The sequence below is a fragment of the Nocardioides potassii genome (genome assembly GCF_021648885.1).
Lineage (GTDB): Bacteria > Actinomycetota > Actinomycetes > Propionibacteriales > Nocardioidaceae > Nocardioides > Nocardioides potassii.
This window is the reverse complement of sequence record NZ_JAKJHZ010000007.1, coordinates 78,220-95,758: the sequence shown is the minus strand read 5'-3', so window position 1 is coordinate 95,758 and position 17,539 is coordinate 78,220. Positions and strand designations below refer to the sequence as shown.

Genomic DNA, 17,539 nt, shown 5'->3' with positions numbered 1-17,539 from the left:
GAAGCTGACATCGGACTCAACCCCCGTCTGAAGACGGCCCGGTCATCACCTGACCACCCTCCTGCGCGAACCAAGCGGTCCACTCAAACCAGTGGATCGCCCTGCCGCGCTACCCCTGCGGCACCGGTAAGCAACGACTACGTTTGGAGAATCTCCAAATGACGCAGCAACTTGAAGCTGGGCGAGCCAGTCCGCTTGCGACTCGATCGGGAAATGAACCTGGTTGGCATCGGAAGGCCAAGCAGGCAACTGATTACCTCACCCCGGCCGCGAAACTCATCAAAACCCTCAAGGACATTCTGCCTTCCCTCACTGTCCTGACCGTTCTCGCCGGGTTCGGAGCATTCGTCATCCCTGGGGGTCTCCTCTGCGCTGGGTTGGTAGCAAGGGCAACGTCCAATCTCGGCTGGGACGTCTGCCCCAACGACGCGGAGGACGATCCGGGCGAACCCGCCCCCGAGCAGCCCGGTGAGGTCACAGTCGCGGTCGACAGGAGAGAGCGGCTCCTTCTGACCGGCGCGCGGCGCTGGATGCCGCGAACGGAGGTGCGCATCAGGCTGGTCGACCCGAACGGAAGGCGCGTGCGCCTGAATGAGACGGCCCGGCTGTTCAAGACGAACGGACACGGTGCCATCGGAAAGCATCGCGGCCGGGTGCTATGGACCCCGCCGGCAAGACACGTGCGCGGGATGTACCTAGTGGTGGCGAAGGGCAAGAGCCCGGACGGGTCGACGCATCGCGAAAAGGTGCCGGTGCGCATCGGCTGAGCGCGGGCGCCCGCGCGCCCCAGTCGCCAACTGGCGACCACGAGCACGCGTCGTCCGGTGTCCCGACCCTCTGGCCCGCGGCGCAAGACGACACGCGTTATCGGAGTGATCGACGCATCACCTCGACGGCGAGATTCAGCGCCGCCTCAACCTGGGCAAGGAAAGCGGGCGCAAGGTTCTGTGCGCGATCCATGTCCGTGAACGCGTCTCGCGCGGCCTCCACGACCTGCATCTCCGCCATCGTGGGAGCTGCGGTTGTGGACTCACTCACGACGCGCACCGGCCCGTACTGCTCCGCGAGCGCCAGCAGGTCGCGCAGGCGGGCGTCCACCTCGCGCTTCTCCGCCACGAACGCTCGCGCGCACGCGGACGAGCAGTACTTCGAAGGCCGGCCCGGGCCGCCCTTGCCGACTGGCACCTCGGCGGCGCAGGAGGGACGCGAGCACCGCGGGCGGCCGCCCGAAACGGGGCTCGCCGGAGGTGTCGCTCGCAGGCGCCTCACCTCTCCCATCGGCGTCCCTCTCTCAGGTAATACGACAGAAACACCCGCGAAACCGCGTCGAGGTCCAGATCCGCAGGCTCACCTCGGCGTTCGCCACGCGCAACAGATGACACATCTTGTCGGCGCGGCGGCATGTAAAATCAAACGGAAAATACTCTAGCCGCCCTCCCGGCCTCTGGGTATCCTTTCCTGATGGGAGCAGTTGTGCAGGTACGCCACGAAACTCACCTCGGCCTCCGAATGGCGAGCTCCCAGGGGGTCGCGGCGCGTCGACGCGGCGAGATCGCGGCCAGCGCCCTCCTTGCCCTTGTCTCCTCGGCCGCGAAGCGGCGCGCGCACGACCTGGCCCTGGACGACAGGGAACGTGAGGCTGTGACGAAGACCCAGACCCTGCTTCGCTCGTTCGCCGAAGAGTTGAGGGACCACTGGCGGCCGTCCTCCGACTCCACTTATGCGACGTGGACGCACGCCTTCGTGGCGCTCGCCGCCCCCGGCGCACGCGCAGCGCGCAGCGACTCGAGTCCGGAGGATCAAGCCGACGCCGTCGAAGGAGTCGCCGACCGGCTCGACCGGGTGCTGGATGAAAGCCTCCCGCTGTCCATGAAGGACAGTGAGGACCTCGTCGCCCTGTTCGGCGCGCTGTCTGGAACCTTGTTGAGCCGCATCGCGAGGGCGGGCGAGACGGTGGGCGGGCGGACCGCCTGACCCGCACGCCGACCTCTAGCTGACGCTCGGGCTCGTGATGACCACGACCATGCTCTCTGCCTTGCTGCTGCGCACCGAAGCGCTCGGACGCGAGCTCGACCGGCTCGCGGTCAGCCGCGGGCTGCGCGACCAGTCCCGCACTGTGGCGGCCAGGCAGGTCGGCGGGCTCGTTGACGCTGTGGCGCGCCAGGCCGCGGCCGAGTGTGAGCGGGCAGTTGACGACGAGGACGTCCTGGTTCGACTGCGCCCCCTGCTCGGCTACCTCACGACGCTGACCGACTACGCAGATCTGTTGTTCGCCCGGGACCGTCCGCCGCCGGTCTCCCTCGTGCGAGCCGTGCAGCGGGAGCTGGACAAGTTGGGCACGTCCGGCAAGTCGACCGTGCGCCCGCTGATCACCGTTGGTGGTCCCGGGAACTTCGAGACCGACCCGGTCGCGTTGTGGCAGACGCTGTACCGGCCGGAGGTCCTGCCGGGGCTCGACCCGCCGCCCGAGCAGGTGCACGTGTTCAGCGTTCCGGCGATCGAGGGAAGCCGGGCCCTGTGGACGCCCATCGCGGTGGGTCATGAGGTCGCCCATATCGCCGAGAGGACGCGCGACCTCGTCGACGACATGGACGTCGACTCGTGGCTGGATGCTGCCGAGGTGGAGGCGTGGCAGCAGGAAGACGACGACCACACCGGGTCGGCGTCAGCTCGAGTGACGACCGCCGAGCTGACGGAGGTGCTCCGTAGTTGGGCGCGCGAGGTCTTGTGCGACTTATACGCGGTGAGCAGCTTCGGGCCGGCCGCGATCGCTGCGCAGTGCGACTTTCTCGCGTCGGTCTCGGCCGACCAGGCGATCACGTTGGGCTCTCACCCGCCCCCCCGGGGTGCGCGTGGAGCTCATGCTCGGGGCGCTCTCGGCGACCGGGGAGACGTATCGCGAGCTCATCGAAGCCTGGCGCCGATGGAACCGCTCCGACCTGCCGGGACGCGGCAATCCCGTCGTCCCGCGTCTGGCCGACACGTTGCTGGACCACGCGTCTGACTTCACCGCCGCTCTCTCCAGCATCACCACGAAGACCTACGACGCCGCCGATCGCGAGGACGTCGTCTCAGAACTCGTCGCTTGGTTGATGTCCGGACTACCGGTCGGTCAGCACGCGCAGGGCAGGCGAGTCAAGCGTGCGGACATTCTCAACGCGGGCTGGGTGGCCACCCAGCTTCTGCTGCGCTCGAGCGACTCCGACCAAGCCGCGCGGCTCGGGGCTATCAACGACCTGGTGGCGAAGAGCCTGGACGACCTCGACTTCTGCCGCCTGTGGCGCAAGGGCGTCAAAACCCTCCACGGCGCCGGCGACGGCCTCGGCCCGGCTTCCGAGCGGGGCACGGACGGTCAGGCGGAGGCCATTGAGGACTCCAGTCACGACGCCGGCGCGGGCGGCGGGGTGTTGACCGAGCCGGAGATCATCCGCCGCCTGCGCCTCGGTGACGAGGTCGCGGAGATCGAGCGGCCCGACAGTCAGGCGATCGTGGTCTCGCCGAGAACGACGCTCGTCGTCTCCGGTGCCGCCATGGACGTCAGGCTCGGTCGTGAGTTCATCACCTTCCAGCGCACCTCCACCGAGTCGTTCAGCGCGATGCGACTCGACCAGGAGCCGCGCGAGATGCAGGTCGCCGTCGAGAAGGACTGGGGCGGCGCCTTCGTCCTGCACCCCGGTCAACTCGTGCTGGCGAGCACTCTGGAGTACCTGCGCCTGCCCGGGGACCTCACCGCCCAGGTCATCACCCGTTCCTCGTACGGCCGTCTGGGCCTCCTGTCGGCCACTGCGGTCCAGGTGCAACCGAGGTTCGTCGGCTGCCTCACGCTCGAGCTGGCCAACCTAGGACAGATGCCGCTGACCCTGGTGCCCGGCGAGCGCATCGCACAACTTGTCTTCACCCGAGCGCACCCGGCTAGCGGCCCGGTGCCGAGCAAGTACGAGCTGCCGACGGGGCCGCAGTTCTCTCGGGTGCGCCAGGATCCGGACCTTGCCGTCCTTCGGTCAATGGAGCGGTTCAGGGTAAATCCTGAATCGCTCCATGTAACTGGAAAAGGGCTCCTGACCTCGGCAAACGAGGTGGGGAGCCCTTCCCAGTTGCCAGGTGGGATGGAGGGCGGGTTGATCACACTCTCGCTAGTCGCGCGCCCGGCCTTGGCCGTCGCACCGTCCGAGACGGTCGTTGCGCCATGGAACTAGGTACCGGAGAAGTCAAGGCCCAGCGCGCCGAGGAGCTTGCGCGGGTCGGTGCGCGAGTTCGACAACTTCGGCTGGACCGCGGCCTCACGCAAGAAGAGTTGTCCAAGGCCGCAGGGCTCCACCGGGTCAACCTCAACAAGTTCGAGAACGGGCGCGCCGACCTTGGCGTCAGCCGCGTCCGTGCTCTGGCAAAGGCGCTGCACGTGGAGCCGGGGCAGCTCTTCGCGGAGTAGCGCGGCAACCGCGCCCAAGGCGGACCGCAGGTGTTCCTGCCCACCAACGCCCAGACCTTCGAGTCCTTCGGCGTGGTCAAGGCGGCCGACGCGCGACCCACGCAGATCGGCCTGGAGGGCACCTTCTACCCGACCTTCGCCATGGGCAAGGACGCCGACGGCAAGCTGACCATGCCGGCCTCCGCGTTCGGCAACGCCATCGACCCCCTCGTGTCGCTGTTCGTCTACACCGGCGACGTCGGCCTCGACGACGGCAGCAACTCTTCGGTCTACGTCCTCGACAAGGCCAGGACCACCCAAGTGATGAAGCCCAACGGCCAGCCGTTGCGCCTCGACCTGCGCCCCGGCGACACCCTCACCCTCCCCGACGGCCTCGGCAGCGTCATCTTCGACCGCCTCGAGCGGTGGAACAAGATCCAGATCAGCCGGACCCCCGGCAAGCTCGTCGCGCTGACCGGCGTGGTGCTGGCGCTGCTCGGCCTGCTCGGCTCGCTCTTCGTGCGCCCGCGCCGGCTGTGGGTGCGTGCCCGCCGTCGCGAGGACGGGAGCACACTGGTGGAGGTGGCCCGGCTCGACCGGTCCTCAGGGGGTGACCCGGAGAACGGGCGCGACGAGCTGGCCGCGATCGTGACAGCACTGAAGAAGGACGAAGAGGTGTGATCGTGACCGACCCGCAGTGGGAGACCCTCAGCAACCAAGGTGTGGCCGCTGCGGGCGTGGTCTACGGGCTTCATGACCAATGTCGAGGTGCTAGTCCCATACATGGACAGCAGACAGGTCCGAATCTGAGTCAGCGCTGGCTGACGACGCGGTTAGCCCTTCGAGAAGTAGCAAGAAGTATAAAGAGGTAACAACGGGGTCGCGGCACGGTTAGGTTGGCGCGCGCAAGCGAGTCGAACGGGGATGGCTCGCGTCTCGGAAAGGTATTTCGTGCAACCTCGTTACCTGCGCTGCGTCTTTCGAAGCTCCGGCTTGCTGGTGGAACACGACCGGGGAGCTCGCCCAGATGCCCGCCTCCCGGAGTGTCTCCGGCGCAGGGGAGCGAGCGCGGCCCCGGCGAGGTCTGAGTAGCAGTCATGCGAGAAGACACATTTCGCACTCTGGTCGATGAGACGCATGCTCGTCTGTTCCGGCACGCAAGGCGCCGCCTCAGTGCCGAGACCGCGAGCGAGGTGGTCTCGGATACGTTCGTGACGCTGTGGCGCAAGCATCTGCAGGACCCCGGAAGCGACGCCGAGATGCGACAGATGCACGGTCTGCTGTTCCGAGTACTCGAAGGGCACATGCGCAACGCCATACGCTCGGAGCAGGCGCGATCAAGGCTGCTAAGCAATCTCCAGAATGAGGCGAAGAGCGGTCGCGTCGACACGGAGGCCTCGTCACTGGTCGAGGAGTTGGCTGAGCAGCTCCATCCAGAGGAGCGCCGGATCATCGCCCTTTACACTGATGGCTTCCGGACTTCGGAGATTGCTGAGATCCTCGGCTGCAGTGACAAGGCGGCTGGGATGAGGCTTGTGCGCGCCCGGAGAGCGCTCCAAGCAGCCGCGGAAGAGGTGCTCGCAGATGAGCGACGATGAGTTCGCACAGGAGGAGTCGCGTTTCGACGACCTGCTCCGGAGTCTGGGGCACCGCGACAGCGCCGAGGTACGGCGCGAGATTGAGGCATCCCGGGAGTACGTTGACCGTCGCTTGGAGTTCCTCTTGGCGAACGAGCAGAGCAGCGAGGCCGGGGCTGCGCACGAGACGACATCGGCGGCCGACTTCCTGGCAATACCGACCGATGAGTCCCCTGCCTCGATCTCACCGCTCCGGCGGACCGATCTCGAAAAAACGTCGGACCTCTTGGACAACGCCGACCCGACCGGACATGTACAGGATGACAGGCACATGACCCCGGAGGTCCGGATGAACGACTCGCTCGACGCTCTCCTCGCCAGGAGTGCTCCGCCCACCACCCCTTCGACGGCCCAGCTGTCCACCACGCTCAACTTCCTCGTCGCTGACACCGAGGAGCGCGGAGGTCGCCGCCGCCGTCGGCCGGCACGCCTACTCGCCGGCGCCGCCCTTGCGGCCGTCACCTTCGGAGCAGGCGCGGCCGCGAACGCCGCCGGACTTCTCCCGCACTGGGGGCCCTCGGACCCGAGCGCTCGTCACGTGCAGGTGATGACAAGCGCTGCCGGCGGCTGCACTGCCACCTATGCGGTGACACCCCTCGACGACAACTCCGACGCAGCTGCGGACGCCATGATCGCGGCACAGCGCTTCCTTGCGACCTTTGACACCGACGGGATCGACGTTGCTGCCGCCGTCGACGACTACTCACGGGCGACGGCCGACACCTCAGGACCCGACAGCGCGGGACCCGACACGCAGACGCAAATCCAGGTGCTGGCCATCGGCGCGGAGCTCTACGCACGCCTCAAGGGCGAACTCGAGGCCCGAGGCATTGACCCCGCTCTCGTCACCATCACCTCGTTCGACAACTGCGATTACGGGTCGCAACCGTGACGAGGCTCTCGCCTGACGAGCGGGCCGAGACTCGCGAGTTCCTACGCGAGACCTCGCCAGCCCTTCTGCGCTACTTCGAGCGACGTGTAGACCCCCGCGACGACGCTGCAGATCTCCTCAGCGAGACCTTGTTGATCGCGTGGAAGAAGATCGACAAGACCTCGCAGTGGGAATCGGACCGGCGGCGCGCCTGGATGTACACCATTGCCGCCCACGTCCTGTCCAATCATCGCCGCACAGCGCGCCGGCGGCACACGCTCGCCGACGCACTGCGCTCCACGATCAGGAACACCCCGCAAGCCCCCGACGACTCGGAGATGGGCGCCGTGCGTGACGCAGTCTCACGTCTCCCGGAGTCGCAGCGCGAGCTTGTCCGACTCGTCCATTGGGATGGGCTGTCCCTCAACGAAGCCGCACAGGTCCTCGGTCTGAACGCCTCGACTGTGAGAAGCCGCTATGGGGTCGCGAAGAAGAGCCTGCGCGACGCGCTTAGCGCAGAGTCCGAGCGGATGGAAGCTGTTCTAGACCACTAAACAGACTTGTTGCTCTCCTGTTGCTTTCGAGCGGCCCGCCAACAGGTGAGGGGTAGAGGCACCCAGCCTCATCACTCACCGCCAAGGAGACAACATGCTCAAGAAGGCCGCTGTAGCCAGTTTGGGTGCCTGCACCCTCTTCACCGTCATGCAGGCCGTTCCCGCGCACGCCGAGGCCACGGCCAACGTGAGCGTCGGGACGCAGTACGGAAACGTCCTGCGTGGGCAGTTCCGCCAGAACGTGGACGGGAGTGGCTACTTCTTCCGCAGCTACGGAAGCGGCGACTGCACCGGCGGGACCGGCGACGTCGACTTCTCCATCAGCAACATGGCCAGCTACGCGTGGGACAACGCCGCGTCGTACGCCCAGGACTACAACTCGTGTGACACCAAGCTCTTCCGCTACGCCGGCTTCGACACCGCGCTGACCGGCTGGATCAACTACGGCTCGGGTGGTCAGACACTCTCGGGCGCCCTCAACAACCTCACCACCTCGTTCCAGCTCAGCTGACTGCCGACAACAGGGCCCGCCTCCTGATGAGGCGGGTCCTGTTGCGTGTGCAGATCGGACTCGACGCGGCGCGCCCGCTTCGACGAGTACGACTCCCCGGTGCACGCGGTCGACCGAAGGACCCAGGCTCGCCCATCGGATGCGAAAAACCCGAGGTGACGGTTGGACAGCCAGCCCGCCGCCGGACATGAAGGGAGCAGAACCCCCAAGAGATCGGAACATCATGAACCGCTCCCACCGCCGTTCCTCAGCCCTCCTCATCGCCTCCATGGCCGTTTTCACTGTGAGCGCGTGCAGCTCTGCCAAGGGGCAAGAGGCCGGAGAACCCGCGATCGAGGTCGTGCACGTCGCCAACTCCACGCAGATTGACCTGCCGGTGGCGCGGTACGCCAGCTCGGCCGACGACGACAAGGCCATCTTCGCGGCCGTCAACGTCGCCCAGAAGGACTGCGCCTCGCAGTTCGGTGTACAGGCCACCGTTTCCGTCACCAGCCAGCCGAGTCTCATCGAGCTGGACAGCGTCCGGCGCTACGGCGTCATCAACAAGTCGGAGGTGTCGCGCTACGGGTACCGGCCCGCGCCGTCGGCCGCCGACGCTGGCAACGACAAGGCCGGGGGCTGGAACCCGTCCGCCCTGGAGGCCGAGATCATGACGGGCAACACCGCGTCAGGCCAGCCGAGCCAGATCAAGAGCGCTGACGGCGAGACACTGCCCGAGGGCGGATGCGGCGCGCAGGGGTTCAGGACCGTGTGGGGTGGCGACGCCGCACCAGGAGGCGCGACCCTCGTCGAGGACATCCTCGCGCAGTCATGGGCGCAGACGATGGCTGACTCGCGGGCTCTCGCGGCCGCTGAGAAGTGGTCAGCGTGCATGCAGGAGAGGGGCTACGACTTCACCCACCGCTGGGACGCAGGCAACTCCGTCCAAGACGCGTCGCCCGCCGTGCAGCTCAAGATGGCGAAGCTCGACCTGAGGTGCGCCCTCGAGACCGACTACGTCGACATCTGGCACGCGGTCGATGTGGCGTATCAGCAGCGCCTGATCGACGAGCACGAGGGCGAGCTCCAGGCGTCGCTGAAGCAGCACAACGATCAGCTGGACCGCGCGCGTTCCATCCTGGAGGGTGCGCAGTGACCCGCCGTCCCGCGAACCGTCTCCTTGGAGTCGGTCTTGCGCTTGTCCTGACCTCAGTCACGCTCGGGTTCGCCGCCGGGAACCTCATCAAGTCTCCGGCCCAGGCACTAGCCGATGCCGCCCCTCCGCGACCGTCCACACTGACCGCGCCCGTCACGCGCGAAGCCGTGCGGCGCACGGTCGCCTTCGACGCCGTCGTCACCCCGCAGTTCGAGACTGTCGTGCGCGCCCAGCAGGCAGCCGGGGTCGACGCGAACGTCCTCACGCGCCTGGGCCGGCGTGAAGGATCCACCGTCGCGGCGGGCGACCTCCTCGCCGAAATCAGCGGTCGGCCGCTCATCGTCGTGCGCGGCAGCATCCCCATGTACCGGACGATGTCGCCCGGAATGACCGGGCCGGACGTGAGGCAGTTGCAGTTCGCGCTCGGCGGCGCCGGACACTGGACCAACGACGCCAGAGGCGTGTTCGGACCATCTACCTCCCAAGCGGTGGCGGCCCTGTACGAGGAGCACGGATACCAGCCCCAGCGCGTCGGTGACGAGGAGGTGGAGATCGCCGAGGAAGCCGTGCGATCAGCGGCGCGCAACCTCACCCAGCTGCGCCAGACCGAGTCAGACCCGCTGAGCTTGCAGTTCGCCCAGGAAGATCTCGCGCGCGCCCAGGCAGCCGCCGGCGAGGCATACACCAAAGCGGGCGCCCAGGTTGTGCTCGGCGAGCTGGTCTTCGTCCCGGACCTGCCGGCCAGGGTCAGTGACGTCTCGGTGCAAGTCGGTGACGTGGTGGAAGACAAGGTGCTCACCCTGGCCAGCGGCCCGCTGGTCGTTCGCGGCACGGCCACGAGCGCCGATGCGGAAAGGATCCGTCTCGGCGACCGCGCGCAGATGTTGTTCAGTCCCTCGGGATCCGGTCGCGGGCGGGTGCTGCGCGCGTCAAGGTCCGCCGCCGCGGCTGGTGAGGAGGCTGCGGAGTCCGACCAGACGGGAACCACGTTCGTAATCCGTCCCAGCAAGCCGCTGGGCGCCCGTTGGCTTGGCGCCGACGCCCGCGTCATCGTGGAAACCGCACGATCCGAGGGAGCCGGTTACACGGTGCCTGTTTCTGCGGTCAGCACGGCTGCCGACGGCACCACCCTCGTGCACGTGGTCTCAGAAGGCGAAGCTCGACCTGTTGAGGTGATGGTCGGCTTCGCCGGAGACGGCTACGTCCGCGTCACGACGAGCGAACGCCGTTCATTGCAAGTGGGGGACGCGGTCGTTGTGGGCACGGACTCGGGGAGCGCGTGATGACCACGTCCGAGAGCTTGGTCCGACCACACGGGCCGGCCTATCGCATCCAGGGGGCCGGTCGCCGCTTCGGAGACGCGTCGTCCCCGACCTCCTTCGAGGCTCTGCGCGACGCCGCGTTCGACATCCCCAGCGGTTCGCTCACCACCATCGCGGGTCCTAGCGGCTCCGGGAAGTCGACCCTGCTCAGCCTTCTCGGGTTGATCGACCGCCCGACCAGCGGCGAGATCGTCGTCGACGGCGTTCCCACGGCAACTGCCTCCGACAAGTTCAGGACCCAGCTCCGAGCCACGAAGATGTCCTTCGTGTTTCAGTCGTTCCACCTGATGTCCAGTCGGAGCGTGCTCGAGAACGTCATGCTCGGAGGTCTCTACTCGGGCCTGTCGCGTGCCGCGCGGATGGAGCGCGCGGCGGATCGGCTCGCCCGCGTCGGCCTAGAATCAAAAGCCCGCAAGACGGTCGCGACGCTCAGCGGGGGCGAGAAGCAGCGCGCGGCCATCGCACGCGCGCTCGTCGCGGATCCGCAGATCCTGCTTTGCGACGAGCCGACAGGCAACCTGGACAGCAAGAACAGCGGCGCGATCGTCGAGCTGCTTGTCGAGCTGCAGTCCGGCGGGCTGACGTTGGTGATGGTCACGCACGACCCGTCGATCGCCCGGGTCGGTTCGGTCCAACTACGAGTGAAGGACGGGGAGGTGCGGCGCGATGCGTGAGCGCGCCAAGGGCATCTCCATCGACAAGCTCGGCCTGGTCGACGAGGCCGTCGCCAGCCTGGCTGCCAAGCGGCTGCGCTCCGTGCTGACCGCCGCCGGGACCGTGCTTGGAGTGGGCGTCCTGATCACTGTCGTCGGCTTGACGAGCACCGCGCGCGCTCAGATCGACCAGCGGTTCAACGCGCTCTCGGCCACGGAGGTGACCGTCTCCCAGGTGGCGGACCCGGTCACCGTACGGAGCCTGGCGTTTCCACCGGCTTTCGAGCAGCGAGTCCAGCAAATCGACGGAGTCGAACAGGCCGGTCTCGTCTGGCAGCTCCCGCAGGAGACCAGCGCGGTCTCCCCGACGCAGGTGCTGGGAGTGAGCGGTCAGCGCGACAGCGGGGTCGGAGTCATGGCGGTCTCGGCTGGCGCGCTGAACGTCGCGCGCGCCCGCGTCCGTGAAGGCAAGCTCTTCGACCCGATCGTGGATCGCGCGGAGGCAAGAGTGGCCCTCATCGGCTCCCTGGTCGCCGATCGGTACGGGATCCATCACCTGGAGTCCAGTCCCGCCATCACGGTCAACGGCACTTCTTTCACAGTGATCGGTGTCATGGACAGCGTCGAGCGCCACTCGGAACTACTCAACAACGTGCTGGTGCCCGCGTTCACCGCCCGTAGGTTGTGGGGCGACCCGCGCGGTTCCACCTCGCCCCAGGGATGGGTGAGCGTCGAACGCGGCGCAGGCCAGGTCGTAGCCGACCAGCTCGCCCACGCCATCGACCCGGCAGCCCCACAGCGATTCGACGTAACCCCGCCGCCGGACCCGAGGGTGCTCGGCAACGCCGTCAACGCCGACATCACCCGACTGTTCATGCTGCTGGCGGCCGTGTGCCTTGTCGTTGGCATGGTCGGCATCGCCAACACCACGCTGGTCACCGTCCTTGAACGCACCGGCGAGATCGGACTGCGCCGAGCCTTGGGCGCCAGGCCAGCGCACATCGCGTTTCAGGTGCTGACCGAGGCGACCATCACGGGCTTGGTGGGCGGCGCCATCGGTTCGCTGCTCGGCATATCGGTCATCCTGGCCGCGTCACTGAGCGCCGACTGGACAGCTGTGGTCCCGCCGGAGGCAATACTGGGCGGGCCCGTTCTAGGCGCCTGTGCGGCCGTTCTCGCAGGGGTGTACCCGTCCATCCGAGCCGCACGAGTCCAACCGCTCGAAGCCTTACGGGTCGGGACCTGAGGTGGCAGCTCGGCGCGGTTGACCGAAGCATCCTGCACCCCATGACAAGTTCGACGCCCCAGCGGCGCGCGCGGTTCGAAGACGAACTTTGCGGCGCAATCTTTGCGATGGCCCCGGCAAGGCAGCGGGGCCGGCCGCGCCCGCGCGCGCCTGCGACCAGCAGCCACCGGGGCAAATGCTCTGCAGGGGCTTCAGTGCGGGCGGCGTAAGACCTTCTGGCGTGCGGCGGGACACGCTCAGCATTCAGACCGTGGCCGGGGGCCGCATCTCGCGAACGCGCGTCGTCGAACTCGCACCCGCGCCGGACAGCTCACCACTCGCCTTGTCCGGGCTCGCTGCGGGGGCGGACGGTCAGGCCCTTAGCCAGGACATGAGCTGTCCCCACAGAGTCTCGCTGCCGACGTCCGCGATGAGGAGCGTCACGGTGGCCACGAACAGCGAGACGCCGGACACGATCAGGGCCCACCGCCCCGTCGCGTTCGCGTCGAGGCTCGCGCCCAGGGACGCCGCCGTGACGAGCGCGTCCCTGTACGCGGCGTCGGCGACGCGCAGCTCGTCGACTGCTGTGCTCCGAAGGCCAGCCAGTTCTCGCAGATAGTCGACACCGGCGGCCGCTGACTCGCCCGCGTCGACGGCGTCCGCCTCCTTCCAGAGGATCTCGAGAGGCACGAACGACCGCCAGGGTTCGTCCCACATCCGCGCGGTGTCGGGACCGACCGTCGCCAGGTCCAGACCGGTCGTGAGGACCCGGCGCCGGAGCAGCCTGAGCTCACGACTCCGGAAACGGCGATGCTGGCGGGAGGCGGCGTCTCGGGCGATGGCGTAGTCGGTCCCGAGGTTGTCGAGGTACCGGTGCACGGCCAGGTACTGCGCGAACGACCTCAGCTCGTCGTTGAAGCGGTGGGCGACATCGGCGGCGTTGTCGGGCTGTGGGTAGCCGTGCCACTCGTTCACCTCGACGACGCGGTCGGCCTGGCCGACCGCGCCCCAGCAGTTGTGGAGGACGTCGTACCCGCTCGGGACGGTCGGCGACTGCACCAGGGCGAGTCCCGGCATCTGGGGGGACTCGTAGCGACCGAAGTCGAGATCCGCCAATCCGAGCGCTCGGAGCGCCTCCCTCAGGTCGCGCGACGGGGACTCGGAACACGGGTCGAAGCGGTCGAAGAGGGTCATGTCGATCACGGGGTGCCGTCCGGGGGATGTGGCGAACGAACCCGCGCACCGTTCCGCCAGCCAGTCCCGGGCCGAGTCATGCAACCGCTGACGTTCCGACTGGCCCGCTCGGATGGCCGCGAAGTGACGTCCCTCCACGGTGGGCCGGCGCAACCCCCTCCACGTCACGCGCGGCTCGTGGGTCGCGTGCCACGTCTCGTCGAGGGCGCCCATGCCGATCTCGCTCGTGAGGAACAGGGCCGACACGATGGTCAGGCTGGTGCCGACCTGGGTCGCGCGCAGGTCGACGGAATCGAAAGCCGGCGGCAGGACGTCGCGGTAGGTGCCCGGGCCGGACGACGCGGCTCGCGGGCCCACCACCTCGCCGAGTCGCCACCACGTCCAACCCCGACCTGCCCGCGCCTGCTCGACGCGCTCGGTGTTGGAGCTGTCGTGGTGGCGCACGAAGTCGTCCCGGTCCCAGCCGTTGCGCCGCAGGGACTTCACGAGCTGGCCGTACATGCTCGGCGGGAACACCTCGACCACCCAGACGCCGCCCTGCGCCACCCGCTCGTCGCTGGGGACGATCAGGTTGTCGAACCAGCCGTCCAGCGGCGCGGCCCGCTCGCGCTCCAGGTCGTTGAACCCGGTGAGCCGGTCGCGCCACCGGCCGAGGTGTCGGGCAACGCGCCACCCCATGGCTCTGCGCCGCCACCCGGTGGCCAGCCAACCGCAAACGCGGTAGGGCACGTCGTACCAGCGCCAGGCCTCGCCGATCCAGGCGACGTCGCGGGTGGCGTTCTCTCGCGCGAGGGCGGCGGAATCGGCCCCGCAGTCGGCCCCGGGCTCGACGCCCGGCTCGACTCCGGGGTCTGCGGGGTCGGTGTCGGGAGGCGGTGGTTCGGCTGGTCCGGCCGCGCCTGCGGGGCCGGTGCTCAATCCGCGTCCGGGAGTTCGCCGTCGAGCAGTCGCAGGACGGCGCTCCCCAACTCTCGGGCCATGCCTACCGGGACCGCGTTGCCGATCTGTCGTTCCACCGAGTCGTACCCTCCCGACCACAGGTAGTCGTGGGGGAAGGTCTGGAACGCGGCCGCCTCGCGGATCGAGAGGCCTCGGTCCTCGCTCGGGTGGATGAAGCTGCCGCACGACGGCGTGGTGCACCGGGTCGTCATGGTGGGCGCGACGGCACCCGCCTTCACGCGACCGTAGCTCGCGGTGGCGACCTGCTTGCCAAGGCGGGTGTGGCACTCGAGCTGGTGCTCGGCCGGGAGGTCGAAGCGGTTCCCGTCGACCGGTACGGCCTCGATACGCCGGCGCACCGCCGGGCGGCTCTGCCGCCACCGGTGCCACGGGTCGCCCTCCGGCAGGGCGTCGCTCAGGCGGGCGAGGGCCTCACCGGCGGTGACGCCGTCGGGTCTGCGCGACGGGGGGATGAGCTCGTCGAGGGTGTCGGGCGGTGGCGTCGACCCGGCGAGGTCCACGGCGATGAGGACGAGCCGGCGGCGGCGCTGCGGGACGCCCAGCGCGCTCGCCTCCACGAGGTAGTCGCGCAGCCCGTACCCGCGCTCGCGCAACGCGGCGACGAGGTTCGGGAACCGGGCGTCGCGGCGCAGGCCGGGGACGTTCTCGAGGAGCACGGCGCGGGGCGTCAGACCGTCCACGAGACGGATCGTGTCGAGCACGAGGTCGTTGCGCGCGGCGTCGGGGTCGTTGGCCCCCCGTAGTGACGAGAACCCCTGGCAGGGCGGGCACGCCTTGAGCAGGTCGAGCCGCGCCCCGTTCAGCAGCGCCGCGAGGTCCGCGGTGGCGACCTCGCGCACGTCGCTCTCGAACATCTTCCCGGGGTGGTTCAGACGCCAGCTCGCCGCCGCGTGGGCGTCGTTCTCGACGGCGGCGACGACGCGGAAACCGGCGTCCCGCAGACCTTGGGTGGCACCGCCGGCGCCGGCGAAGAGGTCGATCGCGGTCGGTGCGGGCACCGCGAAATCCTAACGGTCACGAGGCGCGGGAGTGGCGAGATCCGGCCGCGTCTTCGAGAGTGTCACGATTCTGCCGGCGGCGCCTCGGCAGGACCCTCGCCCTCTCCACCGGCAGGCTCGGCGTCCCACCGCTCAGCGTCCCCCTGCTTCGACCCGGCGTCCGGCTCGTCCTCCAATCCCAGCAGGGCCTCGACGCGGGGGTCGTCGCTCGGTGCCCGCGAGACCATGAGGTCGAAGAACTCCCCGTGCAGGCGCCTGGCGGTCTCGAGGAGGGAGTCCCAGGTGACGATGATGGCGTCTCCCCCCTTCGCGAGGCGTTCGGCGAGTTCGCGGCCGTCCTCGTCCATGCGGCTGTGGATGAGGACCCCGGAGATCCTGTGACGCTTCGACCGTCCGCCGGTCACCTCGTCGTTGCGGCGACGCAGGTACATGAGGTAGTCCTCGAGCTGGCGCAGCTCGGTGACCCCTGCCCTGTCGCCGGGGCGCTTCACCTCGACCACGACGGCGTGCGAGGAGTCGGCGAGGCAGAGGAAGTCGAGGCGGCGACCGCCGCGCTTCTTGCGCTGCTTCTTCTTGTTGAAGTGGTCCTCGAGCACGTTCTCGAGCGATCGCTCGTGCGCCATCATCTGCCAGGCCGGGTCGATGAGCCAGGGGTGGGACTTGAGGAAGTCCTGCATGTCGGGCTTCTCGGGTACCCGCTCCGCGATCATGGCCTCGAAGGTCTTGATGATCTCGACGCGTCCCCTGACGAGCTGGGCCGTCTGGACTGCCTCGATGACGTCCCACTCCTCGATGATCTTGACGATCTCGTCCTGCGCGGACGCCTCGATGTCGCGGAGGGCGCGGATGACGTTCAGGAAGTGGTCGTTCTCGTAGGCCTGGATGAGGATTTTGACGATCTCGTCGAGCCGCTCGTTCTCGATGGTCTCGATGCGCGAGAGCGTGTCGATCGCGGAGAGCAGCTCGCGCTTCTCGCGGGCAGGGAACTTCTCGACCATGCTCATGTAAGGCGTGGAGCCGCGCAGCCGCTCCACCTGCCTCTCCTGCCGCAGGCGGCTCCAGTCGCGCAGGAGCTGGCGCACCTTGGCCTGTCCCCACTCGAGCAGGGGCTCGGCCACGGGGTGTTCCCACAGCACGCTGGCGCGGTCGGTGGCGATGAGGTCCGCCTCGTCCGAGTCCAGCCCGTCGGCGAACACCTCCCCGGTCAGGTACTGCAGCCCGAGCTGGCTCTGCGCGCCCCCCGCGAGCTCGAAGAAGAAGGGCGACTGGGCGATCTTTCCCCGTGCCAGGACGGAGATGCCGCGCGCCTCCTCAACCTGGATCGGTCGCTCGGTGAACCCCGCCCACCACTGGACGGTGCCGAGACCGGGCACGTCGGCGACCTCGTAGCCGCTCTCGGGGAACCGGAACTGCAGCGGCATGTCCTCCCGGGTCAGCTCCTCGCCGTTGACCTCGACAACGAAGTTCGCAGAGAGCAGGGAGAACCGGCGGCTGAGGCCGCGCAGGAAGCGCTCTCGCCCCACCCTGTTCTTCAGCTGGATGCGACTGAGCCTGATCATCGTTCCGCCGCTGAGGGGGTCCTCGTCGGTGACCGCGCGGTCGTGCAGCACCTCGGGCCTGTAGGCCGCGACGGCCGACCGCGCTGCGGTGATGTCGTCGTAGTTCATCCGGAACGCGGTGAGGTGGCCGTCCTTGACTGTCCAGACCTCGACGACGCGCGCGATGCCGAACCCCGCGAGCTTGCCGATGCCCTTGCGCCCGAGCACCGGCCGGTTCGACTGTCGCGTGCGGTCGCCGTCGGCCTCGCGGCGGTCGCGGCCCAGCAGCAGGTACTTGTCGCGCACCTCCGAGAACGACATGCCCTCGCCGTCGTCGCGCACGACTATCTCCGCGTCGGGCCCGATCGGCGTGTCGAGCGGGATCGTCAGCGACACCCTCGTCGCGTCTGCGTCCCACGCGTTCGAGACGAGCTCCGCCAGGGCGGGGACGGCACCGGAGTACATCTGCAGCCCCAGGTGCTTGACGAGAGAGCCCGCGAAGGACATCTCCAGCTCGCGGCTCAACGTCCTGA

At 68.5% G+C, this 17,539-nt stretch carries 18 protein-coding genes; 14 read left to right on the top strand and 4 right to left on the bottom strand.

Features of this window, described 5'->3' with window-relative positions:
• Positions 1-158 precede the first annotated feature (158 nt).
• On the top strand, positions 159-767 hold the full coding sequence (locus L2K70_RS11250) for a hypothetical protein (RefSeq protein WP_236401930.1): 609 nt from the start codon (positions 159-161) through the stop codon (positions 765-767).
• 97 nt (positions 768-864) lie between these two features.
• Here the strand turns inward: L2K70_RS11250 and L2K70_RS11245 are convergent, their stop codons facing one another.
• Complete coding sequence (locus tag L2K70_RS11245; RefSeq protein ID WP_236401929.1) at positions 865-1,098, bottom strand: hypothetical protein; 234 nt, start codon at positions 1,096-1,098, stop codon at positions 865-867.
• 363 nt (positions 1,099-1,461) lie between these two features.
• On the opposite strand from L2K70_RS11245, the gene L2K70_RS11240 reads away from it, so the two are divergent.
• From L2K70_RS11240 to L2K70_RS11180, 13 genes are all read left to right on the top strand, one after another.
• Positions 1,462-1,974: a hypothetical protein gene (locus tag L2K70_RS11240; protein ID WP_236401928.1), complete on the top strand. Its 513-nt coding sequence runs from the start codon at positions 1,462-1,464 to the stop codon at positions 1,972-1,974.
• Positions 1,975-2,008: 34 nt separating this feature from the next.
• Entirely contained in the window at positions 2,009-3,004 is a 996-nt protein-coding gene (locus tag L2K70_RS11235) for a hypothetical protein (RefSeq protein WP_236401927.1), read from the top strand.
• 88 nt (positions 3,005-3,092) lie between these two features.
• A complete protein-coding gene (gene dcd, locus L2K70_RS21160) occupies positions 3,093-4,196 on the top strand; it encodes a dCTP deaminase (protein ID WP_268930519.1) in 1,104 nt (367 codons plus the stop codon).
• Positions 4,187-4,429 carry a helix-turn-helix domain-containing protein gene (locus L2K70_RS11225; RefSeq protein WP_236401926.1) on the top strand — a complete coding sequence of 81 codons (243 nt, stop codon included), beginning with the start codon at positions 4,187-4,189 and terminating at the stop codon, positions 4,427-4,429. The genes dcd and L2K70_RS11225 overlap by 10 nt, the downstream gene beginning before the upstream one ends.
• Positions 4,430-4,459: 30 nt before the next feature.
• Positions 4,460-5,089: a cytochrome c biogenesis ResB family protein gene (locus tag L2K70_RS11220; protein ID WP_236401925.1), complete on the top strand. Its 630-nt coding sequence runs from the start codon at positions 4,460-4,462 to the stop codon at positions 5,087-5,089.
• 416 nt (positions 5,090-5,505) lie between these two features.
• A complete protein-coding gene (locus L2K70_RS11215; protein ID WP_236401924.1) occupies positions 5,506-6,006 on the top strand; it encodes an RNA polymerase sigma factor in 501 nt (166 codons plus the stop codon).
• Complete coding sequence (locus L2K70_RS11210; RefSeq protein WP_236401923.1) at positions 5,993-6,937, top strand: hypothetical protein; 945 nt, start codon at positions 5,993-5,995, stop codon at positions 6,935-6,937. The genes L2K70_RS11215 and L2K70_RS11210 overlap by 14 nt, the downstream gene beginning before the upstream one ends.
• Positions 6,934-7,470: an RNA polymerase sigma factor gene (locus tag L2K70_RS11205; protein ID WP_236401922.1), complete on the top strand. Its 537-nt coding sequence runs from the start codon at positions 6,934-6,936 to the stop codon at positions 7,468-7,470. The genes L2K70_RS11210 and L2K70_RS11205 overlap by 4 nt, the downstream gene beginning before the upstream one ends.
• A 94-nt stretch (positions 7,471-7,564) precedes the next feature.
• A complete protein-coding gene (locus L2K70_RS11200; RefSeq protein WP_236401921.1) occupies positions 7,565-7,981 on the top strand; it encodes a hypothetical protein in 417 nt (138 codons plus the stop codon).
• A gap of 223 nt (positions 7,982-8,204) precedes the next feature.
• Positions 8,205-9,116 carry a hypothetical protein gene (locus tag L2K70_RS11195; protein ID WP_236401920.1) on the top strand — a complete coding sequence of 304 codons (912 nt, stop codon included), beginning with the start codon at positions 8,205-8,207 and terminating at the stop codon, positions 9,114-9,116.
• Positions 9,113-10,399: an efflux RND transporter periplasmic adaptor subunit gene (locus tag L2K70_RS11190; protein ID WP_236401919.1), complete on the top strand. Its 1,287-nt coding sequence runs from the start codon at positions 9,113-9,115 to the stop codon at positions 10,397-10,399. Before L2K70_RS11195 ends, L2K70_RS11190 begins: the two co-directional genes overlap by 4 nt.
• Entirely contained in the window at positions 10,399-11,112 is a 714-nt protein-coding gene (locus L2K70_RS11185; protein ID WP_236401918.1) for an ABC transporter ATP-binding protein, read from the top strand. Before L2K70_RS11190 ends, L2K70_RS11185 begins: the two co-directional genes overlap by 1 nt.
• Positions 11,105-12,337 carry an ABC transporter permease gene (locus tag L2K70_RS11180; protein ID WP_236401917.1) on the top strand — a complete coding sequence of 411 codons (1,233 nt, stop codon included), beginning with the start codon at positions 11,105-11,107 and terminating at the stop codon, positions 12,335-12,337. Before L2K70_RS11185 ends, L2K70_RS11180 begins: the two co-directional genes overlap by 8 nt.
• Positions 12,338-12,688: 351 nt before the next feature.
• Here L2K70_RS11180 and L2K70_RS11175 read toward each other — a convergent pair whose 3' ends face one another.
• The 3 genes from L2K70_RS11175 to L2K70_RS11165 all read right to left on the bottom strand — a co-directional run bounded on the left by L2K70_RS11175 (position 12,689) and on the right by L2K70_RS11165 (position 17,531).
• Complete coding sequence (locus L2K70_RS11175) at positions 12,689-14,188, bottom strand: hypothetical protein (RefSeq protein ID WP_236401916.1); 1,500 nt, start codon at positions 14,186-14,188, stop codon at positions 12,689-12,691.
• Positions 14,189-14,424: 236 nt separating this feature from the next.
• Positions 14,425-15,468, bottom strand: a complete 1,044-nt coding sequence (locus L2K70_RS11170; RefSeq protein ID WP_236401915.1) for a DNA cytosine methyltransferase — start codon at positions 15,466-15,468, stop codon at positions 14,425-14,427.
• A gap of 62 nt (positions 15,469-15,530) precedes the next feature.
• The gene (locus tag L2K70_RS11165) at positions 15,531-17,531 is read right to left on the bottom strand and encodes an ATP-binding protein (RefSeq protein ID WP_236401914.1); all 2,001 of its coding nucleotides are present in this window, start codon (positions 17,529-17,531) and stop codon (positions 15,531-15,533) included.
• Positions 17,532-17,539 lie beyond the last annotated feature (8 nt).

Coding starts and splice junctions, on each gene's coding strand:
- L2K70_RS11180 (WP_236401917.1), top strand. CDS start 11,105: ATGCGTGAGCGCGCCAAGGGCATCTCCATCGACAAGCTCGGCCTGGTC.
- L2K70_RS11185 (WP_236401918.1), top strand. CDS start 10,399: ATGACCACGTCCGAGAGCTTGGTCCGACCACACGGGCCGGCCTATCGC.
- L2K70_RS11250 (WP_236401930.1), top strand. CDS start 159: ATGACGCAGCAACTTGAAGCTGGGCGAGCCAGTCCGCTTGCGACTCGA.
- L2K70_RS11195 (WP_236401920.1), top strand. CDS start 8,205: ATGAACCGCTCCCACCGCCGTTCCTCAGCCCTCCTCATCGCCTCCATG.
- dcd (WP_268930519.1), top strand. CDS start 3,093: ATGTCCGGACTACCGGTCGGTCAGCACGCGCAGGGCAGGCGAGTCAAG.
- L2K70_RS11200 (WP_236401921.1), top strand. CDS start 7,565: ATGCTCAAGAAGGCCGCTGTAGCCAGTTTGGGTGCCTGCACCCTCTTC.
- L2K70_RS11240 (WP_236401928.1), top strand. CDS start 1,462: ATGGGAGCAGTTGTGCAGGTACGCCACGAAACTCACCTCGGCCTCCGA.
- L2K70_RS11225 (WP_236401926.1), top strand. CDS start 4,187: ATGGAACTAGGTACCGGAGAAGTCAAGGCCCAGCGCGCCGAGGAGCTT.
- L2K70_RS11175 (WP_236401916.1), bottom strand. CDS start 14,188: ATGGGGTGGCGCGTTGCCCGACACCTCGGCCGGTGGCGCGACCGGCTC.
- L2K70_RS11210 (WP_236401923.1), top strand. CDS start 5,993: ATGAGCGACGATGAGTTCGCACAGGAGGAGTCGCGTTTCGACGACCTG.
- L2K70_RS11215 (WP_236401924.1), top strand. CDS start 5,506: ATGCGAGAAGACACATTTCGCACTCTGGTCGATGAGACGCATGCTCGT.